Genomic DNA, 26732 nt, shown 5'->3' on the forward strand with positions numbered 1-26732 from the left:
ATTGGCCTCCCATGCGGGTTCGCAAGGGTTGCCTCAGATTGAGAGTGTGTTAGGGTAATGGCCGTTCAATATTTCCTGCAGGAATGAAACCGTTATCGATAAATAACAGGACCACGACCATTGCATGGCAATTAAATTAGAAATCAAGAATCTGTATAAAATATTTGGGGAAAATCCACAGCGCGCCTTTAAATATATTGATAAAGGCCTTTCGAAAGAAGAAATACTGGAAAAAACCGGGCTTTCACTTGGCGTGATCAACGCCAGTCTGGCCATTGAAGAAGGCGAGATATTCGTCATCATGGGGTTATCCGGCTCAGGAAAATCAACCATGGTTCGCCTTCTCAATCGCCTGATTGAACCCACCCGGGGGCAGGTGCTGATTGACGGCGAGGACATCGCCAAAATATCAGACGCGAAGCTCTCTGAGGTGCGCAAAAAGAAAATTGCGATGGTTTTCCAGTCATTTGCGCTAATGCCTCATATGACGGTATTAAATAATACCGCGTTTGGCATGGAATTAGCGGGCGTAGGCGTACAGGAGCGCCAGCAAAAAGCGCTGGAAGCCTTACGTCAGGTTGGGCTGGAGAATTATGCTCACGCGTATCCGGATGAATTATCCGGCGGGATGCGTCAGCGCGTCGGATTAGCCCGTGCGCTGGCGATTAACCCGGATATCCTGTTAATGGATGAAGCCTTCTCGGCCCTCGATCCCTTAATTCGCAGCGAAATGCAGGATGAGCTGATTAAACTTCAGTCCCGACATCAGCGCACCATTGTGTTTATTTCCCACGATCTCGATGAAGCCATGCGGATTGGCGACCGAATTGCGATTATGCAAAACGGCGAGGTGGTGCAAATCGGCACGCCGGACGAAATTCTTAATAATCCGGCCAATGATTATGTGCGCACCTTCTTCCGTGGCGTGGATATTAGCCAGGTGTTTAGCGCCAAAGATATTGCCCGCCGGACGCCGGTTGGGTTGATTCGTAAAACGCCAGGCTTCGGCCCGCGCTCGGCGCTGAAACTGCTCCAGGATGAGGATCGCGAATTCGGCTATGTGCTGGAGCGCGGCCAGAAATTCGTTGGCATTGTCTCTATCGATTCCCTGAAAACCGCGCTGGCTGCGGGTGCTGGCCTCGACAACGCGCTGTTGGACACTCCTGCCGCCGTCGATGCCCAGACGCCGCTCAGTGAACTGCTGTCCGTGGTCGGCCAGGCACCCTGTGCGGTGCCGGTGGTCGGCGAAGAGGGGCAGTATGTGGGCATCATCTCGAAAGGGGTGTTGTTGCAGGCATTAGATCGTGAGGGGGCAACCAATGAGTAACGAAACCAATCCGTGGGATACCGGCAGCCAGGCTGCCGATAGCGCGGCCAGCGCCGCCGACGCATGGGGAACGCCTGCCGCCACGCCGCAGGATGCCCCCGCAGCCGACTGGCTGACCAGCGCACCGGCCCCCGCGCCGGAGCATTTCAACATTCTCGATCCGTTCCATAAAACGCTGATCCCCCTCGATAGCTGGGTGACGCAAGGGATCGACTGGGTGGTGATGCACTTCCGCCCGGTGTTCCAGGGCATTCGCGTGCCGGTGGATTATATTCTTGGCGCGTTCCAGCAGTTGCTGCTGGGGATGCCTGCGCCGGTGGCGATTATTCTGTTTGCGCTGATCGCCTGGCAGATCTCCAGCCTCAGCATGGGCGTCGCCACCCTGATCTCGCTGATCGCTATCGGCGCGATCGGCGCATGGTCACAGGCGATGATCACCCTGGCGCTGGTATTGACCGCCCTGCTGTTCTGTATCGTCATCGGCCTGCCGATGGGGATCTGGCTGGCGCGCAGTCCGGGTGCGGCGAAAGTGATCCGCCCACTGCTGGATGCGATGCAGACCACGCCCGCGTTCGTCTATCTGGTGCCGATTGTGATGCTGTTTGGTATCGGCAACGTGCCAGGCGTGGTGGTGACGATTATCTTTGCCCTGCCGCCGGTGGTCCGTCTGACCATTCTGGGCATCAACCAGGTGCCTGCCGATTTGATTGAGGCATCGCGCTCGTTCGGGGCCAGCCCGCGCCAGATGCTGTTTAAAGTGCAGCTGCCGCTGGCGATGCCGACCATCATGGCGGGCGTGAACCAGACGCTGATGCTGGCGCTTTCTATGGTGGTGATCGCCTCGATGATCGCCGTGGGCGGCCTCGGCCAGATGGTGCTGCGCGGCATTGGCCGCCTGGACATGGGGCTCGCCACCGTGGGCGGCGTGGGGATCGTGATCCTCGCCATCATCCTTGACCGTCTGACGCAGGCGATGGGCCGCGATGCCCGTTCGCGTGGCAACCGCCGCTGGTATGCCACCGGGCCGATTGGCCTGCTGATCCGTCCTTTCTCGAAATAACCGCAAGCACCTCCGGGGCGGCACGCGTTAGCCGCCCCGCTTCCCTTCTTTACTCAATAAAAGGAACAACGATGCGACACAGCCTGATTTTAGCCACAGCCATTGCCACCCTTGTTTCCGCGCCCTCTTTTGCCGCCGATCTGCCGGGCAAAGGCATTACCGTTCAGCCGGTGCAGAGCACCATTTCTGAAGAGTCGTTCCAGACGCTGCTGGTGAGCCGCGCGCTGGAGAAGCTCGGTTATACGGTGAATAAAACCAGTGAAGTCGATTACAACGTCGGCTATACCTCCATTGCTTCCGGTGATGCGACGTTTACCGCCGTTAACTGGCAACCGCTGCATGACGACATGTATAAAGCCGCGGGCGGTGCCAATAAATTTTACCGCGAAGGGGTATTTGTTACCGGCGCGGCGCAGGGATATCTGATCGATAAGAAAACGGCCGAGCAGTACAAAATCACCAACATCGAACAGCTTAAAGATCCCAAAATCGCCAAACTGTTTGACGGCAACGGTGACGGCAAAGCCGACATGATGGGCTGCTCGCCGGGCTGGGGCTGTGAAGCGGTGATTAATCACCAGAACAAAGCCTTTGAGCTGGAAAATACCGTGACCGTTAATCACGGCAACTACGCGGCGATGATGGCCGACACCATTGCCCGTTATAAAGAAGGCAAACCGGTGCTCTACTACACCTGGACGCCGTACTGGGTAAGCGACGTGCTGAAGCCGGGTAAAGACGTGGTATGGCTACAGGTGCCGTTCTCCTCCCTGCCGGGCGAGCAGAAAGATATCGACACCAAGCTGCCGAATGGCGCGAACTACGGTTTCCCGGTGAACACCATGCACATCGTGGCAAATAAAGCCTGGGCCGAGAAAAACCCCGCAGCGGCCAAACTGTTCTCCCTGATGAAACTGCCCATTACCGACATCAACGCCCAGAACGCCATGATGCATGACGGTAAAGCCTCTGAAGCCGATATTCAGGGCCACGTCGACGGCTGGATCAAAGCCCACCAGCAGCAATTCGACGGCTGGATCAACGAAGCGTTAAAAGCACAGAAGTAACTCGATCCCATCCCCACTCCGCGGCCAAAGCCAGTGGGTTTTAGTCCGGCATCAAAATCGCCGGGAGCGTTTTGAACAACGCTAGCTTTGGCCCGGAGGGATGAGACTCAAGGATGAGCCGACTAATCCGGGCCTGAGGGCGAGAAAAACAAAGGGGCGAAGCTTATACTGCCCCTATCCTGAACTCGCTACTATTACTGAATAAATAAGACTTAAATATATTACGCTGTCGCCCGGTGATTCCAGGCGTCTTTGTAAATGATATTTCCATCGCAATGTTTCCATGTAATGGCTTCATATCTTAACTGAATAGTTTCGCAGTGTGTTCCAGTACCAGAACCTGGGAATAAGTTCGGAGTAATCCCCGTTATTTTCACATTTTCTAAAATAATATTGAAGTATTCGGTTTCTACACCTGCATCAAGAATTTGATACATTTTAATGATTGCTGATTTTAATGTCTGTCCTTCGCTTAGCGCTTTATATAAAATCGGCGTTGTTTTATCAAAATCTTTCTGTATCGCAACAGGACGATGTACTCGGGTGCCCGTTAATGCTCCAGTGTTCCCATCTACAGGAATCGATAAGTGGTGCGTTACCGCTTTTAATTCAATCGCACCAACACGTCCTGTAACCAAACAACTGCCAATTATAGGGGAGCCATTTTCATCCGTTAACCAAAGATACGCTGGATTTGACATAATTATTCCTTATCTATAAAAGAGGGGATCCAAAACATTACGATTACCCACAAGAACATTCCAATAACCTTCACAGGCCAAGGTTCGAGAAAAACGATACAAGCAATAGCACCTATAATTAATAATGGGCCCGATAACAAATCGAAAGCCCCACTCGCTATACGAATTTTTTCAGGCAGAAATCTATTCAATACAAGAACAATGATATAAGCACTGCTAATTGTAATAATTACCGCGATAGTTTTATCCTGCCAGGAATCAAACTCTATGAGACAAGCCAAGCATACTGCAACAATATAACTACAGATAACAACATTTATGACCGAGGTAATTAATTTACTCATATTACTCTACACTCGCATTCTCATTCAAACGCTCTTCCAGCTTTTCCATAATACTGGAGAAAGCGGGCCTGCCCTCAGTGTATCCCGCATGGATGGCATCAACAAAAGGTTGAACTGCATCGGCAAAAAGAAAATAAAGCAGATCGTAGTCGCGAGGTCTTAGTAGTTCATATATCTCAGGTGCTTCACCTTTGAGGTTATCAGATGTTCTGATCGAACGCTCAGCCATCCCTCCCAATAAAAGAATAGTACTTAAAAAGGCAATTGGATTACCTTTGTCTTGAAATACTACATGCGTGAATGAACTTTTTTCTATGACGGCTTTAGCAATATTAGATGCGATGATATTGGTTGATATCCTGCCCACAATAGAGGTAATTACGCCTCTGTATATTTTATCTTGCTCTGATTCAGATAAATATTTATTAAATAGATGAAAGATTAACATAACTGCGTTAATGATATTTTTATAATTAAGGATGTCGTTTCTTATAGCCATCATCATACGGATTCTCTCGGTTTCACGTTCATATTCTGTATCCGTATCAAAGATACCGTAAATCAGATAACCATAATCTAAAGGAACAGATAATCCACCATTGATAAGTCCCGTAACTGTATCAGGAGAAACAATGATATCGTATATCCTCCGTGCTATTCCTTCGATGTCTACCATAGCAATCCCTTACTCAAATGCATTGTTCAGATAACATTCAATTTATATTTCACCGAGAAAAGAACCAGTCTTTATAAAAAAACAATAGGCGCTTTAAATGATGTTACAACAATGCAGTTGTTACAAAACATATCACCTGGAAAGATCATCTTCCTGTCTAGCAGGCCATTTTATTGTTTATAAGGTAATAAAGCGAAACTGTGTATATTTCCAAAGTATGTATTTATCCAAGTCATAGTTATTTCTCAGATATTAATTAGGTATTGAGGTTATTATCTAATTATTCCTCAAGTCAATGAATGTAGCGAAGCTAATGGTTATATATAATTGCGATGAATATCCCTGTTGTCCCTGACTGTTCAAAGCAACTAGCTGTGTGATTTCCATGTGTACCTTTCCTCTTCAGAGGAAACCTCTGACAGAAGATCGGTAAATACATGGCCCTGTGCGCCGGCCCCCCTCCCCCACCGCACATTCCGACACTCAACAATTTAATAACATCCCTCCATGATGCGTTATCATGCCCGCCTGGCAAGAATGTATGAACCTGAAAGCGAATAATGACCAAAACTTCCCAAGGGCTTAGCCCGGCGCTGATCGCGCTGATGTCCCTCGCTACCGGCCTCGCGGTAGCCAGCAATTACTATGCGCAACCCCTGTTAGACACCATCGCCACCGCCTTTGACCTGTCGGTCAACCAGGCGGGTTTTATCGTGACCGCCGCCCAGCTCGGCTATGCCGCCGGCTTGCTGTTCCTGGTTCCGCTCGGCGATATGTTTGAACGGCGCGCCCTGATTGTCTCGATGACGCTGCTGGCGGCAGGCGGCATGCTGATCACCGCCAGTAGCCACAGCCTGTGGATGATGATTCTGGGCACTGCGCTCACCGGGCTGTTTTCGGTGGTGGCGCAAATTCTGGTTCCGCTGGCGGCGACGCTCGCCAGCCCGGATAAACGCGGCAAAGTGGTCGGCACCATTATGAGCGGCCTGCTGCTGGGTATTTTGCTGGCGCGTACCGTGGCCGGATTGCTGGCGAATCTTGGCGGCTGGCGTACTGTTTACTGGGTGGCCTCAGTGCTGATGGCGCTGATGGCGATAGCCCTGTGGCGCGGCCTGCCGGTGGCGAAATCCCGCACGCACCTGAATTACCCGCAGTTGCTGCGTTCGGTATTCACGCTGTTTATTCACGATAAACTGTTGCGCACCCGCGCCGCGCTCGGCTGCCTGACCTTCGCCAACTTCAGCATCCTCTGGACCTCAATGGCATTTCTGCTGGCCGCGCCGCCGTTTAATTTCTCGGAAGGCACCATAGGCCTATTTGGTCTGGCGGGCGCGGCGGGCGCGTTGGGCGCGCGTCCTGCGGGGGGCCTGGCGGATAAAGGCAAAGCGCATCTCACCACCACCGCCGGGCTGGCGCTGCTGTTGCTGTCGTGGGTCGCCATCGCCCTCGGTCAGGCGTCGGTGCTGGCGCTGATTATCGGTATTCTGGTTCTCGACCTCACGGTACAGGGCGTGCATATCACCAACCAGAGCGTGATTTACCGTATTCATCCGGATGCCCGTAACCGCCTGACCGCAGGCTATATGACCAGCTATTTTATCGGCGGCGCGGCGGGGTCGTTGATTTCCGCTTCCGCCTATCAACATGCGGGCTGGAATGGGGTGTGTATCGCGGGCGCAACGGTAGCGCTATTGAATTTGCTGGTGTGGTGGAGAGGTTACCATCGCCATAACGGCCAGGAGTAAACCAGGCGGCCAGGCTTATCCAATTGTGCTTAAGGGTGTTATGACGCTTAAGTCTCTGTTAAGGTTATCAGGATGTATTCATCCCAGTGATTTTACCCTAGATAACTAATTAACTATAAATATGGACAATCCTGCCGCCGTTACCGATAGTCACGTCAGCAATGAGGCTTCATTGTGGGAAGGCGTGAAAGATAGCCTGCCGATCGTTATCAGCTACCTGCCGGTGGCATTCGCGTTTGGAATGAATGCCACCCGTCTTGGATTTACCCCTCTCGAAAGCGTTTTTTTCTCCTGCATCATCTACGCGGGCGCCAGCCAGTTTGTGATTACCGCGATGCTCGCCGCCGGGAGCTCCCTGTGGATCGCCGCGCTCACCGTGATGGCGATGGACGTGCGCCATGTGTTGTATGGCCCTTCCCTGCGCAGCCGCATTCTCCGCCAGCTTGAAAAGCCGAAAACCGCGCTATGGGCGTTTGGGTTGACCGATGAAGTTTTCGCTGCCGCCACCGCGAAGCTGGTGCGCGATAACCGCCGCTGGACTGAAAACTGGATGATCGGCATTGCCTTCTGCTCGTGGCTCTCGTGGGTCACGGGGACGCTGGTGGGCGCTTACTCCGGTAACGGTTTACTGGAGGGCTACCCGGCCATTGAAGCGGCCATGAGCTTTATGCTGCCCGCGCTGTTTATGAGTTTCCTGCTGGTGTCGTTCCAGCGCGCCCAGTCGCTGAGTGTCGCCGCATCGCTGACCGGCGCGGTGCTGGGGGTGACGCTGTTTTCTATCCCGGTGGCGATTCTGGCGGGCATTGTCTGCGGTTGCCTGGTGGCGGTGATTGAACATATCCGAAGGAGCCGCGATGCGCACTGATGTCCTGCTGCTCGGCCTGTTGGTCGGCCTGGTGAACTACTTGTTCCGCTATCTGCCGCTGCGGTTACGCGCGGGCAGCGTGCGCCCGGCAAAGCGCGGCGCAACCGGCGTGCTGCTCGATACCATTGGCATCGCCTCGATTTGCGCGCTGCTGGTGGTATCCAGCGTGCCGGAAATGATTCATGACGCCCGCCGCCTGCTGCCAACGCTGATTGGCTTTGCGGTGTTGGGTATCAGTTTTTACAAAACTCGCAGCATTATTATTCCGACGCTGTTGAGTGCGCTGGGCTATGGAATAGCCTGGAAATTATTGACGGTAATATAGCGTTGCCATATTCGTTGAAATAAATAATACATTTACATTATTTGTTACCGTCGTTACTATATCGGCTGCAATTAATGAGGTCATACCTGATGGATAGTTCGTTTACGCCCATTGAGCAAATGCTTAAATTCCGCGCCAGTCGCTACGAGGATTTCCCGTACCAGGAAATTCTGTTGACTCGCCTGTGCATGCACATGCAGGGCAAGCTGCTGGAAAATCGCAATAAGATGCTGAAAGCGCAAGGCATTAACGAGACCCTGTTTATGGCGTTGATTACCCTTGAGTCTCAGGAAAATCACAGTATTCAGCCAAGCGAATTGAGCTGCGCGCTGGGTTCATCGCGCACCAATGCCACGCGCATTGCCGATGAACTGGAAAAGCGCGGCTGGATTGAACGACGTGAAAGCGATAACGATCGCCGTTGCCTGCACTTGCAGTTAACCGAAAAAGGCCAGGAGTTCCTGCGCCAGGTGTTGCCGCCGCAGCATAATTGCCTGCAACATTTGTGGTCGTCTCTGGACGTGACAGAGAAAGAGCAGCTGGAAAACATTACCCGCAAGCTGCTGACCCGTCTTGACCAAATGGATGCTGACGACACCATCCTTGAAGCGACGCGTTAATCGCTAAGTCGCTCGTTTCGCAAACGCCCAATCGATACATCTAAGCTACAGTTACAGGCCAGCAGTTCACTGCTGGCCTTTTCTGACAACAGGTCGGCTCAGCCGACGAGAAAATAAGAAGATCGTGGAGAAAAACATGAGCGCAAATGCGGAGAATACGACCCCGCAGCAAACGGTAAATAAGAAAGGCAAACGTAAAAGCCTGCTTATCTTATTGACGTTGCTCTTTATTATTCTGGCAGTGGCCTATGGCATCTATTGGTTTTTAGTACTGCGTCATTACGAAGAAACCGACGATGCGTATGTGGCAGGGAATCAGGTACAGATCATGGCGCAAGTCTCTGGCAGCGTCACGAAAGTCTGGGCAGACAACACCGACTTCGTAAAACAGGGCGATGTGCTGGTGACGCTGGACCCGGTGGATGCGCAGCAGGCGTTCGAAAAAGCGCAGACCGAGCTGGCCTCCAGCGTGCGTCAAACCCATCAACTGATGATCAACAGCAAGCAGTATCAGGCCAATATCGACGTGCAGAAAACCGCACTGGCCCAGGCGCAAAGCGACCTGAACCGTCGAATCCCGCTGGGCACCGCCAATTTGATTGGCCGCGAAGAGCTGCAACACGCCCGTGACGCCGTAGCCAGCGCCCAGGCGCAGCTGGATGTGGCGATTCAACAGTACAACGCTAACCAGGCGATGGTGCTGGGGACCAAACTGGAAGAGCAGCCAGCGGTTAAACAGGCGGCGACCGAGGTGCGTAACGCCTGGCTGGCGCTGGAACGTACCAAAATCGTCAGCCCGATTACCGGCTATGTTTCACGTCGCGCGGTGCAGCCGGGCGCGCAGATCAGCCCGACCACGCCGTTGATGGCGGTGGTGCCCGCTTCCAATCTGTGGGTGGACGCTAACTTTAAAGAAACCCAGCTGGCGCATATGCGCATCGGCCAGCCGGCTACCGTGGTGAGCGATATCTACGGCGACGAGGTGAAGTACACCGGTAAAGTGGTGGGCCTGGACATGGGTACCGGTAGTGCGTTCTCGCTGCTGCCCGCGCAAAACGCCACCGGCAACTGGATCAAAGTGGTTCAGCGTTTACCGGTGCGCATTGAGATCGACGCCAAACAGCTGGAGCAGCATCCGCTGCGTATCGGCCTTTCCACCCTGGTGGAAGTGGATACCAGCAACCGCGACGGCCAGGTGCTGGCAAGCCAAACCCGTTCAGAACCCGTCTATCAAAGCAACGCCCGCGAGATTAGCCTTGAGCCCGTTAATACGCTTATCAACGATATCGTCCGGGCCAACGCGAATTGAGTGGCGGAGGGGTTATGCAACAACGTAAACCGCTGGAAGGCGCGCAACTGGTCATTATGACCATTGCGCTGTCGCTGGCGACTTTTATGCAGGTGCTGGACTCCACCATCGCGAACGTGGCGATCCCCACCATTGCCGGCAACCTTGGCTCGTCGCTGAGCCAGGGAACCTGGGTGATTACCTCGTTCGGCGTGGCGAATGCGATCTCAATTCCCATCACCGGCTGGCTGGCCCGTCGCGTCGGGGAAGTGAAGCTGTTCCTGTGGTCGACCATTCTGTTTGTGCTCGCCTCCTGGGCGTGCGGCGTGTCGTCCAGCCTGAATATGCTGATTTTCTTTCGCGTGATCCAGGGGATCGTCGCCGGTCCGCTGATCCCGCTCTCCCAGAGCTTATTGCTGAACAACTATCCGCCCGCCAAACGCAGTATTGCGCTGGCGCTGTGGTCGATGACGGTGATTGTCGCGCCGATCTGCGGCCCGATCCTCGGCGGCTGGATCAGCGATAACTACCACTGGGGCTGGATTTTCTTTATCAACGTGCCGATTGGCGCGCTGGTGGTCCTGCTGACCCTCCAAACCCTGCGCAACCGTGAAACCCGTACCGAACAGCGGCGTATCGACGCCGTGGGCTTAGGGCTGCTGGTGATCGGTATCGGCAGTTTGCAGGTGATGCTCGACCGCGGAAAAGAGCTCGACTGGTTTAGCTCCAACGAGATCATTATTCTGACCATTGTCGCGGTGGTGTCGCTCAGTTTCCTGATTGTCTGGGAGCTGACGGACGATAACCCGATAGTCGATCTCTCGCTGTTTAAATCGCGCAATTTCACCATCGGCTGTTTGTGTATCAGCCTGGCGTACATGCTTTACTTCGGGGCCATCGTTCTGCTGCCGCAGTTGCTTCAGGAGGTATACGGCTACACCGCCACCTGGGCGGGCCTGGCATCCGCGCCGGTGGGGGTGATACCGGTCCTGCTATCGCCGATCATCGGGCGGTTCGCTCACCGCCTGGATATGCGCCGCCTGGTGACGTTCAGCTTCATTATGTATGCGGTCTGTTTCTACTGGCGTGCCTATACCTTCGAACCGGGAATGGATTTCGGCGCGTCGGCCTGGCCGCAGTTTATTCAGGGTTTCGCAGTGGCCTGCTTCTTTATGCCGCTGACCACCATTACCCTCTCCGGCCTGCCGCCGGAGCGCCTGGCGGCCGCATCGAGTCTGTCGAACTTTATGCGTACCCTGGCGGGCTCTATCGGGACATCCATCACCACCACGCTGTGGACCAACCGTGAGTCGCTGCATCATGCCCAGCTTACCGAGTCGGTTAACCCGTATAATCCGAACGCCCAGGAGATGTATAACCAGCTCCAGGGCCTGGGGATGAGCCGGGAGCAGGCGTCGGGCTATCTGGCGCAGCAGATCACCAACCAGGGGCTGATTATCTCGGCAAACGAGATTTTCTGGGTCTCTGCGGCGGTATTCCTGGTGCTGCTGGGGCTGGTGTGGTTTGCCAAACCGCCGTTCGGGGCGGGCGGCGGAGGCGGTGGCGCGCATTAGCGCCCTGTTGATAAGCAAAAAAAAGCGCCAGCGTTGATGCTGGCGCTTTTTTATTACACCGACAACTAGATATGCAGTTCTTTCAGCGTTTCTTTCGGCAGAGCCAGCTCTTCATTGCTGTTCACGCCTACGCCACGCTCAACGATATGACGGGCGATTTCCTGCGCTTCTTCCAGAGAGTGCATATGGTAAGTGCCGCACTGGTAAACGTTCAGTTCCGGGATCTGGTTCTGCTCTTTCACCTTCAGTACGTCTTCCATCGCCGCTTTCCACGCGTCAGCCACGCGCTGCTCCTGCGGCTCGCCAATCAGGCTCATATAGAAGCCGGTGCGGCAGCCCATCGGTGAAATGTCGATAATTTCCACGCCGTTGCCGTTCAGGTGATCGCGCATAAAGCCCGCGAACAGGTGCTCCAGGGTGTGGATGCCTTTCTCCGGCATGACTTCCTGGTTAGGGACGCAAAAGCGCAGGTCGAATACGGTGATGGTGTCGCCGTGCGGAGTGTGCATGGTTTTGGCTACACGCACCGCCGGCGCCTGCATACGGGTATGGTCAACGGTAAAGCTATCCAGTAATGGCATCGGGTCACCTCCAGGCAGTGATATTTTTTAAATTAAAATGAACTATTGGTTTCCAGGCGAGTCTGAATAAGTGAAAGACGCGCATTTGTTATCATCATCCCTGTCTTCAGAGATGAAATTTTTGGCCACACCGAGTGTGGCCTTTTTCTTTTCTTAGCTCTGCTTCGCCAAAAAATCTTCAAACGATTCGCTATCCGCCGCCTCAATCGCGCGCTGACGCTCCCAGGATTCCCTTTGCTCTTTCGCGAAATCGGCTTCGCTCAGCACTTCCAGCGGCTCTTCACGCAGCTGTGCGCGATACTGCTCCGCCAGCGCCCTACCGGTGCCGCCAATCCCTTTTTCAATCATCGAACTCAGGATACGCGCCGAGTACGTTAATTCAGGATTGTCAAAACAGGCGACCAGCTGTTGGCAAACGTCCTGATACTGACGGTTACCCGCAATGCCGTCGAGCGTTTGGGCCACGGTCATCAAATCGCGGAACAGATCTTTCCCCACTTTCTCCAGCGGATGTTGCGCCGTTTCGCAGCCTATGCCCAGGGTTAAACCCGGCTTACGGCCTTCGAGGATCACGCGGTTCCAGTTTTTACGGGTGCAAAGCAGTTCATCGCTGCTCATCTCAGGCGCATCCGCCAGCACGCACCAGATCATAAACAGATCCAGGAAACGTACCTGCTGTTCGTCCACGCCCGTCGCTGAGAACGGGTTGATGTCCAGCGAGCGCACTTCAATATACTCAATGCCGCCGCGCATCAGCGCATCCGACGGCGATTCGCCTTTGCGGGTAACGCGTTTCGGACGGATTGGCGCGTACAGCTCATTTTCAATCTGCAGAATATTGGTATTGATTTGCAGGTGCTTGTCGCCATCCTTCAGGCCGATTTTCGCGTACTCTTCCGACGGGGTTTTGATCGCACGCTTCAATCCTGCCACATAGCTGTCGAGATCGTTAAACGTAATCCCGAGATTGCTTTGCGATTTATTGGTATAACCCAGATCGCTCAGGCGCAGCGAGGTGGCATACGGCAGGTAATACATGCCGCAGTCGGTTTTTTCAAACGGCAGCGTGGTCGGCTTGCCCTGCAGGAAAGAGGCGCAAATCGCCGGCGATGCGCCGAACAGATACGGGATCACCCAACCGAAGCGGTAATAGTTGCGGATCAGGCGGAAGTAGCCGGCAGAAATGTCGGCTTTACCGCTGTCGCTGTCTTTCACGCCGCACTTCGCCTGCCAGAAGGCCAGCGGCAGCGAGAAGTTGTAATGCACGCCGGAGATGGTCTGCATCAGCGCGCCATAGCGGTTTCTCAGCCCTTCACGGTACAGCGTTTTCAGGCGGCCAATATTGGAGCTACCGTACTGCGCCAGTTCGATATTCTGACCGTCTTCGATATAGCACGGCATGCTGAGCGGCCACATACGCTCATCGCCCAGCTCGCGCGCCACGTGACGATGGATATCGCGCAGCACCGCCAGCATATGGTCGATGTCGTCATCAACGGGAGTAATAAACTCCAGCAGCGCTTCCGCAAAATCGGTAGTGATCCACTGATGGGTCAGCGTTGAACCCAGCGTCTCCGGATGCCCGGTTTGAGCCAGATGCCCCTCTGGCGTCACGCGTAGTGTTTCGCGCTCCAGCCCACGACGAATGCCCTGAAGCACATCAGGATGATTTTCCAGCCAGGCCAGCGCCTGTGATACGTCCGGGATCAAATTGACCTCCCGCCTGTCGAATTCATTTTTATTAAGCATAATTGTAATGGTTGACGATTAAAGGTCACTCAAACAATCCAATTAGTGCCACCACGCCATCCCCTGGAGCGTTGCCAGTGCCACAATCATGTAGCGCAGCGCTTTACCCAGGCATAAAAAAAGTACCACCGGACCCCACGATAACCGCAGCCATCCGGCAAGCAGGCACAACAAATCGCCTATAACAGGCATCCAGCTAAGTAATAGCGCAACTGGACCAAAACGTTGTAGCCAGTGAACCGCTTTTTCCTGCCAGCGCGAAGTTTCGCGTAACGGAAAAAACCGCCCAAGAATAACGTTAGTCAGCCCTCCAAGGCTATTACCTATTGTTGCTATTAAAACGAGTAACCACGGCTCGCACTTCCCGGCCAGTAACAATGCGATCAATACCGCTTCGGAACTGCCGGGTAATAAAGTTGCGCTCAAAAAACTGCTGGAGAACAGCGAGAACAGTGACAGCGCGTCACTCACAGTAAGCGTACGTCCACAGCATCCATCCCTGCCAGCCGCGCAGCCTGAATGCCAAAATCGGCATCTTCAAATACCACGCATTTTTCAGGCGCCACGCCCAACAGCGCTGCGCAACGCAGAAAAGTGTCCGGTGCGGGTTTGTGATGCTGTACATGATCGGCGGCGACAACCGCCTGGAAATAGTGGCGTAAACCTAAATGCGCTAATAGCGCCTCGGCAATGGCGCTTTCACTGCCGGTGCCGACCGCCATAGGACGACGGCCATGCCACTCTTTGACGACGTCGATTAACGGCAGCGGGCGCACGGTATCGAGCAGCATGGCTTTCACCGCCAGCGTTTTTTCGCGCGCCAGTTCATGCGGATCGAGCGTTGCGCCATTCATGGAGATAATCTCTTGCGCAATGCGCCAGGTGGGGGAACCGTTAAGCGCAACCATCGCTTCGAGGTCAAACTGCATACCGTAACGGCCTAATACCTCACTCCACGCCTTCCGGTGTGTGGGTTCAGTATCGAGGATGGTGCCATCCATATCGAAAATGAGTCCGTCGTAACGATGATACATTGAGCCCCCAAAGCTGATTACAGGAGCGTTACTTTAGCGTAAACAAGGGTAAATGTCGCTGACTGAACCGGAGGTAATGTTTGGGCGATGAAGGATTGAGCAAAAAAGTTTTTGATAAGGAGAGAATGGTGCATCCGGGAGGATTACTCGGCTGCGCCTCGCCCTACGGGCCGTTGCTCACGCAACGTTATCCTCCCTGGTGCGCGCGATGTTATCGCAGATCAGCTTAACAACAGTGTCGCTGTTACCACGGAGAATAATGGTGCATCCGGGAGGATTCGAACCTCCGACCGCTCGGTTCGTAGCCGAGTACTCTATCCAGCTGAGCTACGGATGCATCGGGATTACTGCTGTACTACTGAATCAATGTCACTCATCATACCGCAACACTGATGAAGATGGTGCATCCGGGAGGATTCGAACCTCCGACCGCTCGGTTCGTAGCCGAGTACTCTATCCAGCTGAGCTACGGATGCATCGGGGATACTGCTTATAACCGCTGAATTGTCTTCACTGACACATCAGGGAGAATAATGGTGCATCCGGGAGGATTCGAACCTCCGACCGCTCGGTTCGTAGCCGAGTACTCTATCCAGCTGAGCTACGGATGCATCGGGATTACTGCTGTACTACTGAATCAATGTCACTCATCATGCCGCAACACTGATGAAGATGGTGCATCCGGGAGGATTCGAACCTCCGACCGCTCGGTTCGTAGCCGAGTACTCTATCCAGCTGAGCTACGGATGCAAATGGCGGTGAGGCGGGGATTCGAACCCCGGATGCAGCTTTTGACCGCATACTCCCTTAGCAGGGGAGCGCCTTCAGCCTCTCGGCCACCTCACCACACGCCTCTTGCGAGTGCCCCGAAGAACGTGTTTCTGCTCATCGGCGCTGCGTGGCGCACATATTACTTTCTGGGACTTATAAGTCAAACAATTTTTCCCGACTCTGTTTCGTTTGCACAATTCACGCGCAATTCGTCTGCTTTGCCAACAAAAAGGGCGTTTAATCAACACGAAACCGCAGAGAAACTGGATATAAACGTAGAACCACAGGCAAAGCGAAAAGGGAAAGTCAGAGAAGATAAAGGCAGGAAAAATGAAGTTGCGTCTCGCCATACAGCGAGACGCGATAACTTTAGAAACTGGACTGTTGCGATTTTTCAGCCTGGATACGCTGGTAGATCTCTTCACGGTGTACGGAAACTTCTTTGGGGGCGTTTACGCCAATGCGTACCTGGTTACCCTTTACCCCAAGAACCGTTACAGTCACCTCATCACCAATCATGAGGGTCTCACCAACTCGACGAGTCAGAATCAGCATTCTTTGCTCCTTGAAAGATTAAAAGAGTCGGGTCTCTCTGTATCCCGGCATTATCCATCATATAACGCCAAAAAGTAAGCGATGACAAACACATAAAGTGTAAGCAGTCACGGCATCACATTCTGTTAAACCTAAGTTTAGCCGATCCAGAAATTTTCAACCCGACTTTATCGTTATATACCCGTTCACATCCATGCTACAGAAAGTCCTACAACCCGTTACATCTTATCGCAAACATCCTCTTTGCGACGGACTCACGAGACCTGCCAGCTCACTGACACACGAGAAATAAGGGGTAACGTGGGTAGAGAGAGAAAGGCGCCATAACAACAGATTGTTATGGCGCCTTCGCCTATACCTTATACATTATGAAAGTCGCGATGCGACCCAGTTTTCTACGCTGGAAAGGGCTGCCGGCAACGCCTGGGCATCCGTACCACCGGCTTGCGCCATATCCGGACGTCCACCGCCTTTACCCCCGACCTGCGAAGCTACCATCCCGATCAGTTCGCCTGCTTTTACGCGGTCGGTCAAATCTTTCGAGACCCCCGCAATCAGAGAAACCTTAGCATCGGCAACGGTTGCCAGTACGATAACTGTGGAACCCAGTTGGTTTTTCAGGTCATCAACCATCGTACGCAGCATTTTCGGTTCAACACCGGTCAGTTCGCTGACCAGCAGCTTAACGCCATTGAGATCAACGGCTTTGCTGCTGAGGTTCGCGCTTTCCTGAACGGCCTGCTGCTCTTTCAGCTGCTGCAATTCTTTTTCAAGCTGGCGCGTACGCTCAATCACCGCACGAACTTTCTCGTTCAGGTTCTGGCTGTCGCCTTTGAGCAGCTGCGCAATATCGTGCAGCTGATCGTTCTGTGCGTGAACCTGCGCCAGCGCGCCTTCACCCGTGACCGCTTCAATACGGCGCACACCCGCTGCGGTGCCGGACTCCGCAACAATGCGGAACAGACCGATATCACCGGTACGATCGGCATGGATACCGCCGCACAGTTCAGTGGAGAAATCGCCCATGCTCAATACGCGTACGCGTTCGTCGTATTTCTCACCGAACAGCGCCATCGCGCCTTTCGCTTTGGCGGCTTCCAGATCCATCACCTGCGTTTCAATCGGCAGGTTGCGACGGATCTGTGCGTTCACCAGATCTTCCACCGCGCGGATCTCTTCCGGCTTCATGGCTTCGAAATGAGAGAAGTCAAAACGCAGGCCTTTATCGTTAACCAACGAGCCTTTCTGCGCGACGTGGGTGCCCAGCACCTGGCGCAGTGCCGCATGCATTAAGTGGGTAGCGGAGTGGTTCAGGCGGATGCGCGCGCGACGCGCTTCATCAACCTGCGCTTTCACGCCCTCGCCCACTTTCAACACGCCGCTGGCGAGTTTGCCGATATGGCCAATTGCCTGGCCATACTTCTGGGTATCTTCCACAGAGAAGGCAAAACCGTTGCCCAGCAGCTCGCCGCGATCGCCAACCTGGCCGCCGGATTCCGCATAGAACGGGGTTTCGTTGAGGATCACCACCGCCTGCTCGCCCGCAGCGATTTGCTCAACGGCTTTGCCGTCAACGAACAGCGCAGTCACCTTGCCGGTCAGTTCGACATGGTCATAGCCTTTAAACTCGGATGCGCCTTCAACGCGGATCATGGCGTTGTAGTCAGCGCCAAAACCGCTGGATTCACGCGCGCGACGACGCTGCGCTTCCATGGCGGCTTCAAAGCCCGCTTCGTCAACTTTGATGTTACGCTCGCGGCACACGTCAGCGGTTAAATCCACCGGGAAGCCGTAAGTGTCATACAGGCGGAACGCGGTTTCGCCGTCCAGCGTGTCGCCGGAAAGTTTCGCCAGTTCTTCATCCAGCAGCGCCAGGCCACGCTCAAGCGTACGGGCAAACTGCTCTTCTTCAGTTTTCAGAATTTGCTCAACCTGAGCCTGCTGACGTTTGAGATCTTCCCCGGCGGAACCCATCACGCTAATTAGCGGGCCAACCAGTTTGTAGAAGAAGGTGTCCTTCGCGCCCAGCATGTTGCCGTGACGGATTGCGCGACGAATGATGCGGCGCAGCACATAGCCACGGTTTTCATTGGACGGGATAACCCCATCGGCAATCAGGAATGCGCAGGAGCGGATGTGATCGGCGATAACGCGCAGGGATTTGTTGCTCAAATCGGTTGCGCCGGTTTCTTTCGCCACTGCCTGAATCAGGTCGCGGAACAGGTCAATTTCATAGTTGGAATTAACGTGTTGCAGTACCGCTGCAATACGCTCCAGCCCCATACCGGTATCCACGGAAGGTTTCGGCAGAGGTTCCATAGTGCCGTCAGCCTGACGGTTGAACTGCATGAACACGATGTTCCAGATTTCGATATAGCGGTCGCCGTCCTCTTCCGGGCTTCCCGGAGGGCCACCCCAGATATGATCGCCATGGTCGAAGAAAATTTCGGTGCACGGGCCGCACGGGCCGGTATCGCCCATCTGCCAGAAGTTATCAGAAGCGTAAGCCGCGCCTTTGTTATCGCCGATACGAATAATGCGTTCGCGCGGGATGCCTACTTCTTTTTCCCAGATTTCGTACGCTTCGTCGTCGGTCTCGTAAACGGTGACCCATAAACGATCTTTAGGCAGGTTAAACCACTGCTCGCCGGTCAATAACTCCCAGGCGTACTGGATAGCATCATGTTTGAAATAGTCACCGAAGCTGAAGTTGCCCAGCATTTCGAAGAAGGTGTGGTGACGAGCGGTGTAACCGACGTTTTCCAGATCGTTGTGTTTACCACCCGCACGCACGCAGCGCTGTGCGGTCGTTGCGCGGGAATAATTACGCTTATCGAGACCAAGGAAAACATCCTTGAACTGGTTCATCCCGGCGTTGGTAAACAGCAGTGTGGGATCGTTATTAGGGACCAGAGAGCTGCTGGCAACTACCTGATGTCCTTTACTGTGGAAAAAATCGAGAAACGCCTGACGGATCTCAGCGGTGCTCTTGCTCATAATTATCCTGAAATCAAGCTAACGAATTGTCGTAAGCCGGACATGATAAACCGACTGGTGAATCTCTGTCCGCCCTGACGGGAAAAAAGTGGGAATAAGATAAGTTTTCTGAGGAGGGAAGTAAAATCCAGTATGCGCTCAACTGGCAAAATTTCGGTATATCTCCTGGATATCCTCCATCAGGAAGCCTCTGTACAGCAAAAATCGCTGCACCTTTATCTTCTCGGGATAGCTGCGCGGCAAGGGCTCGCCAAATTTGCGCACGGCAATATCCTGGGTAATTTGCTGCCAGTCGATGTCGCATATCCGAAACGCGGCGTCGCAGTGCTCACGGGTCAGCCCTTTTTGCTGTAACTCTTGGCGGATACGCTGTGGGCCATATCCTTTGCGCGCCCGGCTCGCGATATAACGAGCAGCGAAGTTGGCGTCATCAAGCCAGTTGTGTTCATAACACCAGCGAATCACGTTTTCAACGTCTTCAGGGGAGATGGGATCAACCTGATCCTGGGGCGATTTCACCATAAATGGCGCAGCCAGCTTACGGCGCAGCTCTTGCTCGCTGTGATCGCGCATGGCGAGTAAGCGGGTTGCCCGGTCACATAAACGTGCATATACCGAGCGGCGAGGAGAACGATCAGTCATAGTTACTCAGGCGTCAGTAATGAAAAAGGGCTGCCTGGGCAGCCCTGTGTATCAGAAGTCTTCGTTCGTTTCTGACTCGTCTTTCTCATACTCTTCAGTAGAGAAAGCCGGTTTGTCATCCTGATTGTGCAGCAGTTGCTCACGCAGCTTCTTCTCGATTTCCTGCGCGATGGCTTTATTTTCCTTCAGGAAGTTAGTGGCATTCGCTTTACCCTGGCCTACCTTCTCGCCATTGTAGCTATACCACGCGCCCGCTTTTTCAATCAGCTTGTGCTTCACGCCCAGGTCCACCAGCTCGCCGTAGAAGTTAATGCCTTCGCCGTACATGATCTGGAATTCAGCCTGTTTAAACGGCGCCGCAACTTTGTTCTTCACCACTTTCACGCGGGTTTCGCTACCCACCACTTCGTCGCCCTCTTTCACGGCGCCGATACGGCGGATATCAAGACGTACAGAAGCATAGAACTTCAGCGCGTTACCACCGGTAGTGGTTTCCGGGTTACCGAACATCACACCAATCTTCATACGGATCTGGTTGATGAAAATCAGCAGCGTGTTGGACTGCTTCAGGTTACCAGCCAGTTTACGCATCGCCTGGCTCATCATACGTGCCGCGAGGCCCATGTGTGAGTCACCGATTTCACCTTCGATTTCCGCTTTCGGCGTCAGCGCCGCAACGGAGTCGACGATGATCACGTCAACCGCGCCGGAACGTGCTAAGGCGTCACAGATTTCAAGCGCCTGTTCACCGGTATCCGGCTGAGAACACAGCAGGTTGTCGATATCAACGCCCAGCTTACGTGCATAGACCGGGTCCAGCGCGTGTTCAGCATCGATAAAGGCACAGGTTTTGCCTTCGCGCTGTGCTGCGGCAACAACCTGCAGCGTCAGCGTGGTTTTACCGGAAGATTCCGGACCATAAATCTCAACGATACGGCCCATCGGCAGACCGCCCGCGCCGAGCGCGATATCCAGGGAAAGTGAACCCGTTGAAATGGTCTCCACATCCATGGAACGGTCTTCACCCAGACGCATGATGGAGCCTTTACCAAATTGCTTTTCAATTTGGCCCAGAGCTGCCGCTAACGCCTTCTGTTTGTTTTCGTCGATAGCCATTTTTACTCCTGTCATGCAAGGTGAAGCACCATCGCCCACGTTGCCGCTATTATTTCGATGAAGCAATTATACTGTATAGTCATACAGTATCAAGCCTTTTGTAGAAAATGTTGCCAGAGCGTTTTTAACGCATAAACCGTGGCCTGACGGCGCACCGCATCGCGGTCTCCGCTAAAGCATTGATGACGCGTGACGGTATCGCCGTGGCGGCTGGCGAAGCCAAACCAGACCGTACCCACCGGCTTTTGTTCGCTGCCGCCGTCCGGCCCGGCGATGCCGCTGATAGAGAGCGCATAACTGGCGTTCGCGGCGGCCAGCGCGCCCTCCGCCATCTGGATAACGACCGGCTCGCTGACCGCGCCGTGCTGATTGAGCGTGTCGACGTCAACGCCGATCATCTGCGCTTTAGCCTCGTTACTGTAGGTGACAAAACCGCGTTCAAACCAGGCGGAACTGCCCGCAATATCGGTAATGGCTTTCGCAACCCAGCCGCCCGTGCAGGACTCCGCCGTCGTCACCGTTGCGCCCTGTTGCTTTAACGCCTCGCCCACTGACTTGCTCAGTTGCTTCAATTCATCGTCTGTCATCACGGCTCCAATTGTAGTGAGGGCAATGCGCTTAGCAACGCGCATTGCCCCTTTTCAGCGATTACATTTTACCTTTACGAGAACGATTCCAGAATCTCACTACTGGACGCGCGCCATCGCCACCGCCTGGCCCAGTTGCCACACCGCCATAGCATAGTGCGTGCTGTGGTTGTAGCGGGTGATGGTGTAGAAGTTAGGTAACCCGTACCAGTATTGATAGCGCGTCCCGATATCCAGGCGCAGCAAGCTGACCTGCGAGTGATTACCCAACGGCTGTTGCGGCGTTAAGCCCGCAGCGGCCAGTTGAGCCGGCGAGTATTGGGTCTTGAAGCCGTTTTCTAAACCAGGCGCTTCGCCATTGGCCTGCACGGCAACCGGTTCGCCTTTTTCCCAGCCATGCGCTTTAAAATAGTTCGCCACGCTGCCGATGGCGTCCACCGGATCCCACAGATTGATATGACCATCACCATTAAAATCAACGGCATATTCTTTATATGAGGATGGCATAAACTGCCCGTAGCCCATCGCGCCGGCAAACGACCCTTTCAGCTCCAGCGGGTCGTCGCCTTCGTCACGCGACATCAGCAAAAAGGTTTCCAGCTCGCTGGAGAAATACTCGGCGCGGCGCGGATAAGCGAATGAGAGCGTCGCCAGCGCATCCAGAATGCGGGTCTTGCCCATCACGCGCCCCCAGCGGGTTTCCACGCCAATAATGCCGACAATAATTTCCGGCGGCACGCCATACACCATAAAGGCGCGGTTTAGCGCGTCCTGGTATTGATTCCAGAAAACAACGCCGTTCTGGACGTTATCCGGGGTAATGAATTTATCCCGATAGCGCAGCCATGCCCCGTTAGGCCCGGTTGGCGGCAGCGTGGTTGGCGCTTGCCGATCCATCAGGCGCAACACGTAATCCAGGCGCTTAGCCTGAGAAAGCACTTCATGAAGCTGTTGACGGTTAAAACCGTGCTTGCTGACCATCATATCGATGAATTTTTCAGCGTTGGGGTTATTGGCGAAATCACCGCTGGAGAGATAAACATCATGCTGCGGCTGAAGTAAAAATCCGCCTTGCGGGGTGCCCGCAGTCTGGGTGGCGGCAGTTTCCGTGGTAGTTTTAGGTTTACTGCTGCATGCGGAAAGCAGTACCAGCAGTGGCAAAAAAGCAGCATAACGACGCTTAATCATGAGTTATCCATAAAGCAAATCAAACGAGTGAATATCATGGTAGAACATTCGGCGCGGGAGGCGAAGCGCGGTAAACCCTTATGGGAAATTATCGGAATCAAAGCGGCGGCTTACGCAGCCAAAAAATTGACCAAAATCAAACAAAGTTAATAGCATACAAAAACTTACACAACTTTGGGCGGCGCGCTTTTGACTCTCCCCTAAGGGGAAGGTTTAGAGTCTGACCACAAATTGTACCCAAAGGAAATTATCATGCGACGCACATTACTGCTTTCTTTACTCGGCATTGCTGTTTCCGGCTCCGCCATGGCGGCGACATCGCAATCTGACTTTTTAGCCCAGTATGGTCTGGCGGGTAAAAACACCCAGCAAATCGTGGAAGCAATCGATCAGAATCCGCAAGCGCGCCCGCTGCCGTTTAGCGCTTCCATCACCAGTACGGAATTAAAACTATCCGACGGTAAACAGGCTTTCGCATTCCCGTTAGCCGACAAATTTTATCTCTCCGTCGCGCCCTACGAGCACCAGACGCATCCGTGCTTTAACCACAGTTTGTCGGGTTGCCAGGGTGAAATGCCCAACACCACTTTTGATGTCAAAGTCACCGACCTCAAAGGCAACGTAGTGCTGCAAAAAAGCGTGAAGAGCTATCAGAACGGTTTTGTTGGCCTGTGGCTACCGCGCGATATGCAGGGCACGCTGGATGTGAGCTATCAGGGGAAAACCGCCTCATCGCCCATCAGCACGAACAGCGATAGCCAAACCTGCCTGACCACGGTGAAATTATAAAAACCAGCCAGGCAACAGAACAAACAGACAAAACCCTTTGTCGGGGTAATTCCGACAAAGGGTTGTTTTACCGGAAAACATTAACGGCGTTGACTGGTTGTCCGTATTGCCGGTTGTGTACGACGCCCTATCATACCCATCACACTCGCCAGTACGGCTTCGACAATTAACATGAAGAAAGTGAACCAGGCCGCTTTCGCTGTTGCCGCTGCGGCTTTTTCGGCTAACTCACGGCTTTTTTGCTCAGCCTGTTGTTTAAGCTGTTCATATTTAGCCCGCGCTTCCTGATAATTTTTTTCTGTTTGTGCCACTATTTGTTCAGCTTCCGCATCGGTTTTACCGGTACGCGATTTAATGATATTTTTTAACGCTTCTCTGTCAGCAGCCTGAAACATCTCTTCATTTCTGTCGGTTAACCCTTTAAAGAAATTTGCTAACGCATCATCATTCGCATTTGGATTTTGAGCAGCTTGATTTTGTGCGTTATTCATTTCATTTTGAACATTTTCCTGTACCGCTTCCGGTTGTAATTCGGGCTTTCCGGTTTGCCTTAATGTTGTTTCTAATTCACTCTGGATATTATTAAGGTTAAACCCGCTCTCCTCGAGTTTTTCTTTCGCCATTTCGGTCACGGGCGGGGCGACAGCTTTTATCCCGCTGCCCACGGTTTGCAAACCCGCGCCGAGAATATTCATCGTCCCCATCACAGCGCTGTTAGCGACGACCAGTAAGAACCATGTGCAAACAATAGTGTTTACGCCAAACATCAGAAAACCATGTAATGCGCCTTCGCGCTGCGCCAGACGGCCAGTGACATAACCGCCTGCCGCTACGGCTATCAGCATACTTAAACCGGTCCAGATAGCCGCGCCAATTCCCACCCCCTCAAGCGGATTTTGTTCATTTAAGGGATCAATGGTGCTGGTACCAATTGCTGTCCCTAAAATAGCCAACAGAAGATAAATAACCATTGATACAATAACGCCAGAAAAAACAGCGCTCCAGGATATGCGTTTTAACGGAACGCCCGTCTCGACTCTGTACGCTTCGTTATCTTCTTTGCGTAGCGTTGTGCGATGTTCAACCATTTTGTCCTCCCCGTTTTAGACAAACGCCTGGCGAGCAATGAGGCGCAACATACAAACTCAATAATATTAATAAGATTAGCTTGCAGGGATGTATTAAGCGAGCGCACAGAATGATTAATCCTTATTTACTATTTTAACGAGAGCTCGCTAATAATCCTGGGAATTAAATTTCAGAATGTATTAATCAAAGCGAAACACAATATATAGCGCTTCGTTTAAATAAATTCATCCTCTTTATCTCCAGACTTACTGTCACAACGCCTTGCCGAAAAAGGTTTTATTTTTGAAGATATCTCGCAACTCTGTTGTTTATTCTAAAAAAGCCATTCCCGATATTGATAAAAACATGATAATCCTTGTTAAAAGGTGACGGACGCCCCCGGATGAACCATAACGGAAAAGAGTGTTAAGATATGTGCCTTGAAACCCTAATGCCGCTGTGCGATTTAAAACGAGCAAAATCAGATGATTGAGTGTACTGACAAGGACTTTACCGACCATACGCCGATGATGCATTGGTGTTTTATTATTGATTAAAATAGATATTTATTGAAATTTAATTAAAACCTACAATTCAACCTATAGTATATGCAAACAGTGCATACGAGATGCCCATAGTTTTCGGGATCTTTATTCATGGCGCATCGCCAGATACTTACAAGCCCTATAAGACCCCCCTTCCCACTTAATGCCCTACAAAAAATCTTTCTGTGTACAGCATGTAAGCTCTACGAACGTCTGCTGGGTGCCAGAAGCAGACATTGATGACATCGCCGAACATGACGGAGATCGCATCGAGGGAATCGGTGCGAAACGGTTCCGAATGGATGCATGTTGCTTTGATACCGAAGAGCGCCAGTTCGAGGCTGAGCAATTCGGACCAGCCAGAGTGGTCGAGCTTCGTTATATCTTGCTTGCGAGCGGAATTACGAGTTGCTTCACGATAAAGTAAGAGGGCTTTTCTCTGTTGCTATGAAAACCAGCGATCGCATCAAGGTTGCGTCAAGGCCTAACAGTTACAGTGCATAGGTTTAAGGTTTAGTGACAAGTGAAGCATCATCAGGTGCTGAGCCACAAACTAAACCTTTTGTGCTGCGATGAGTATTGCGACGAGGAGAGTGGCCCATCACACGCTTGAAAGCGATGCTGAACGCAGCTTCGGAGTTGTAGCCAACCGACAGAGCGACCTTGGCGACTGAGCTACCTTCGCGGCGCAATTCATGTTCAGCGTGGCGCATCCGCCATTCAGTAAGATAGGTAAATGGCGGCATGCCAGCAATTACACGAAAGTGCTTAGAAAAGCTGGTTCGAGACATGGCGCAAGCACGTGCCAATTCGGTCAGAGTCCACTTTCGGGCCAGATCACTGTGCATTAACGCCAACGCTGGGGCTAACCGCGAATCACAGGCGACTCGAAACCAGCCCGCCTCGTCTGACTCCTGTGCGGAAAGGTAGCGGCGCAATATTTGGATCAAAAGTAGATGCGCTAGACTTGAGCAGGCCATTTCAGCACCGGGTACACAACCGGCCGCCTCTTCAACCAATTCCCCGATCAATGCGCTAAGTCGATTCGCACCACTTTCGGAAGCAGAGAAATGTAAAAAATCAGGCAAATTCTCAGCCATCAAGCGCCCGCCTGCATGATTGGTATCAATGTGACCGCCCAGAAACAGGAAATCGTCACCTTGTCCCACTGGGATGATGGGTGAATTTCTACCCGTGTAAACCTCGCTTGAAGGCAGAGGTACTAGCCTCAAATCGCTCGCCACGGTAAATCCGGCGTTGCGTGTGAGTAAAAAAACATCGCCTGTGGCAAGTCGGAAGGGCGTTTCAATTCCATCTAGTGCCAGCAGGCAAGAACCACGACCGATCACAAAAAACTTGATCTTACGTGGTGGCGGGAACCGGATTGACCAATCACCGCCGCCAATGAAGCCACCGGCATAGATTGTTCGCGCCTCGACAAGTTCCAGTGTACGGGACAGAGGGTCATGCATTACGTTTTGTACTTTCGCTAAAGAAAAAAGTATTTTAGCGTATTAA

General features: G+C 53.0%; 25 protein-coding genes and 5 tRNA genes. 10 read left to right on the plus strand and 20 right to left on the minus strand.

All coding sequences use genetic code 11. The annotated features are described in order from the left end of the window. Positions 1-124 precede the first annotated feature (124 nt). The 3 genes from proV to proX all read left to right on the plus strand — a co-directional run bounded on the left by proV (position 125) and on the right by proX (position 3454). A complete protein-coding gene (gene proV, locus FHW74_RS08345; RefSeq protein WP_183170021.1) occupies positions 125-1327 on the plus strand; it encodes a glycine betaine/L-proline ABC transporter ATP-binding protein ProV in 1203 nt (400 codons plus the stop codon). Further along, positions 1320-2387: a glycine betaine/L-proline ABC transporter permease ProW gene (proW, locus tag FHW74_RS08350; RefSeq protein WP_183170022.1), complete on the plus strand. Its 1068-nt coding sequence runs from the start codon at positions 1320-1322 to the stop codon at positions 2385-2387. Before proV ends, proW begins: the two co-directional genes overlap by 8 nt. A gap of 71 nt (positions 2388-2458) precedes the next feature. Next, complete coding sequence (proX, locus tag FHW74_RS08355) at positions 2459-3454, plus strand: glycine betaine/L-proline ABC transporter substrate-binding protein ProX (protein ID WP_183170023.1); 996 nt, start codon at positions 2459-2461, stop codon at positions 3452-3454. Positions 3455-3675: 221 nt separating this feature from the next. Here the strand turns inward: proX and FHW74_RS08360 are convergent, their stop codons facing one another. From FHW74_RS08360 to FHW74_RS08370, 3 genes are read right to left on the minus strand one after another with little or no spacing between them, the layout of a single operon-like run. Continuing rightward, the gene (locus tag FHW74_RS08360) at positions 3676-4155 is read right to left on the minus strand and encodes a type VI secretion system tube protein TssD (RefSeq protein ID WP_183170024.1); all 480 of its coding nucleotides are present in this window, start codon (positions 4153-4155) and stop codon (positions 3676-3678) included. A 2-nt stretch (positions 4156-4157) separates the two neighbouring features. Further along, complete coding sequence (locus tag FHW74_RS08365; protein ID WP_183170025.1) at positions 4158-4499, minus strand: hypothetical protein; 342 nt, start codon at positions 4497-4499, stop codon at positions 4158-4160. Between the two features lies 1 nt (position 4500). After that, a complete protein-coding gene (locus FHW74_RS08370; RefSeq protein ID WP_183170026.1) occupies positions 4501-5175 on the minus strand; it encodes a hypothetical protein in 675 nt (224 codons plus the stop codon). Positions 5176-5735: 560 nt separating this feature from the next. Here FHW74_RS08370 and FHW74_RS08375 point away from each other — a divergent pair. The 6 genes from FHW74_RS08375 (at position 5736) to emrB (ending at position 11592) form a co-directional block, all read left to right on the plus strand. Continuing rightward, positions 5736-6920 carry an MFS transporter gene (locus FHW74_RS08375; RefSeq protein WP_183170027.1) on the plus strand — a complete coding sequence of 395 codons (1185 nt, stop codon included), beginning with the start codon at positions 5736-5738 and terminating at the stop codon, positions 6918-6920. Between the two features lie 121 nt (positions 6921-7041). Next, complete coding sequence (locus FHW74_RS08380) at positions 7042-7785, plus strand: AzlC family ABC transporter permease (protein ID WP_183170028.1); 744 nt, start codon at positions 7042-7044, stop codon at positions 7783-7785. Beyond that, positions 7775-8110 (plus strand): L-valine transporter subunit YgaH, encoded by a 336-nt coding sequence (gene ygaH / locus FHW74_RS08385; protein ID WP_183170029.1) that lies wholly within the window; start codon positions 7775-7777, stop codon positions 8108-8110. The genes FHW74_RS08380 and ygaH overlap by 11 nt, the downstream gene beginning before the upstream one ends. A gap of 89 nt (positions 8111-8199) precedes the next feature. After that, on the plus strand, positions 8200-8730 hold the full coding sequence (gene mprA, locus FHW74_RS08390) for a transcriptional repressor MprA (protein WP_183170030.1): 531 nt from the start codon (positions 8200-8202) through the stop codon (positions 8728-8730). Between the two features lie 136 nt (positions 8731-8866). Further along, positions 8867-10039: a multidrug efflux MFS transporter periplasmic adaptor subunit EmrA gene (gene emrA, locus FHW74_RS08395; RefSeq protein WP_183170031.1), complete on the plus strand. Its 1173-nt coding sequence runs from the start codon at positions 8867-8869 to the stop codon at positions 10037-10039. Between the two features lie 14 nt (positions 10040-10053). Beyond that, complete coding sequence (emrB, locus tag FHW74_RS08400) at positions 10054-11592, plus strand: multidrug efflux MFS transporter permease subunit EmrB (RefSeq protein ID WP_183170032.1); 1539 nt, start codon at positions 10054-10056, stop codon at positions 11590-11592. Positions 11593-11657: 65 nt separating this feature from the next. On the opposite strand, the gene luxS is transcribed toward emrB, so the two are convergent. The 15 genes from luxS to mltB form a co-directional block, all read right to left on the minus strand. Next, positions 11658-12173, minus strand: a complete 516-nt coding sequence (gene luxS, locus FHW74_RS08405; protein WP_183170033.1) for an S-ribosylhomocysteine lyase — start codon at positions 12171-12173, stop codon at positions 11658-11660. Positions 12174-12326: 153 nt separating this feature from the next. Then, positions 12327-13883 carry a glutamate--cysteine ligase gene (gene gshA, locus FHW74_RS08410; RefSeq protein ID WP_183170034.1) on the minus strand — a complete coding sequence of 519 codons (1557 nt, stop codon included), beginning with the start codon at positions 13881-13883 and terminating at the stop codon, positions 12327-12329. 81 nt (positions 13884-13964) lie between these two features. Further along, positions 13965-14393 (minus strand): YqaA family protein, encoded by a 429-nt coding sequence (locus FHW74_RS08415; RefSeq protein ID WP_183170035.1) that lies wholly within the window; start codon positions 14391-14393, stop codon positions 13965-13967. Continuing rightward, entirely contained in the window at positions 14390-14956 is a 567-nt protein-coding gene (yqaB, locus tag FHW74_RS08420) for a fructose-1-phosphate/6-phosphogluconate phosphatase (protein ID WP_183170036.1), read from the minus strand. Before yqaB ends, FHW74_RS08415 begins: the two co-directional genes overlap by 4 nt. A gap of 260 nt (positions 14957-15216) precedes the next feature. Beyond that, positions 15217-15293 (minus strand) — tRNA-Arg (locus FHW74_RS08425). A gap of 62 nt (positions 15294-15355) precedes the next feature. Next, positions 15356-15432, minus strand: a tRNA-Arg gene (locus tag FHW74_RS08430). A gap of 58 nt (positions 15433-15490) precedes the next feature. After that, positions 15491-15567 (minus strand) — tRNA-Arg (locus FHW74_RS08435). A gap of 62 nt (positions 15568-15629) precedes the next feature. Next, a tRNA-Arg gene (locus FHW74_RS08440) sits at positions 15630-15706 on the minus strand. A gap of 3 nt (positions 15707-15709) precedes the next feature. Next, a tRNA-Ser gene (locus FHW74_RS08445) sits at positions 15710-15802 on the minus strand. A gap of 294 nt (positions 15803-16096) precedes the next feature. Next, the gene (gene csrA / locus FHW74_RS08450; RefSeq protein WP_002434672.1) at positions 16097-16282 is read right to left on the minus strand and encodes a carbon storage regulator CsrA; all 186 of its coding nucleotides are present in this window, start codon (positions 16280-16282) and stop codon (positions 16097-16099) included. A 366-nt stretch (positions 16283-16648) separates the two neighbouring features. Next, complete coding sequence (gene alaS / locus FHW74_RS08455) at positions 16649-19279, minus strand: alanine--tRNA ligase (RefSeq protein ID WP_183170037.1); 2631 nt, start codon at positions 19277-19279, stop codon at positions 16649-16651. A 138-nt stretch (positions 19280-19417) separates the two neighbouring features. Further along, on the minus strand, positions 19418-19921 hold the full coding sequence (gene recX / locus FHW74_RS08460) for a recombination regulator RecX (RefSeq protein ID WP_183170038.1): 504 nt from the start codon (positions 19919-19921) through the stop codon (positions 19418-19420). Between the two features lie 51 nt (positions 19922-19972). Continuing rightward, positions 19973-21037 carry a recombinase RecA gene (recA, locus tag FHW74_RS08465; protein WP_161660312.1) on the minus strand — a complete coding sequence of 355 codons (1065 nt, stop codon included), beginning with the start codon at positions 21035-21037 and terminating at the stop codon, positions 19973-19975. Positions 21038-21126: 89 nt separating this feature from the next. Beyond that, complete coding sequence (gene pncC, locus FHW74_RS08470; RefSeq protein ID WP_183170039.1) at positions 21127-21624, minus strand: nicotinamide-nucleotide amidase; 498 nt, start codon at positions 21622-21624, stop codon at positions 21127-21129. 99 nt (positions 21625-21723) lie between these two features. Further along, on the minus strand, positions 21724-22812 hold the full coding sequence (gene mltB / locus FHW74_RS08475) for a lytic murein transglycosylase B (RefSeq protein ID WP_183170040.1): 1089 nt from the start codon (positions 22810-22812) through the stop codon (positions 21724-21726). Positions 22813-23064: 252 nt separating this feature from the next. On the opposite strand from mltB, the gene cueP reads away from it, so the two are divergent. Beyond that, entirely contained in the window at positions 23065-23601 is a 537-nt protein-coding gene (gene cueP / locus FHW74_RS08480; protein WP_183170041.1) for a copper-binding periplasmic metallochaperone CueP, read from the plus strand. Between the two features lie 80 nt (positions 23602-23681). Here cueP and FHW74_RS08485 read toward each other — a convergent pair whose 3' ends face one another. Continuing rightward, positions 23682-24689, minus strand: a complete 1008-nt coding sequence (locus FHW74_RS08485; RefSeq protein WP_183170042.1) for a TIGR04086 family membrane protein — start codon at positions 24687-24689, stop codon at positions 23682-23684. 1031 nt (positions 24690-25720) lie between these two features. Further along, a complete protein-coding gene (locus FHW74_RS08490) occupies positions 25721-26686 on the minus strand; it encodes an AraC family transcriptional regulator (RefSeq protein ID WP_048993024.1) in 966 nt (321 codons plus the stop codon). Positions 26687-26732: the final 46 nt, after the last annotated feature.

It is taken from the genome of Atlantibacter sp. RC6 (assembly GCF_014193285.1).
Classification (GTDB): domain Bacteria; phylum Pseudomonadota; class Gammaproteobacteria; order Enterobacterales; family Enterobacteriaceae; genus Atlantibacter.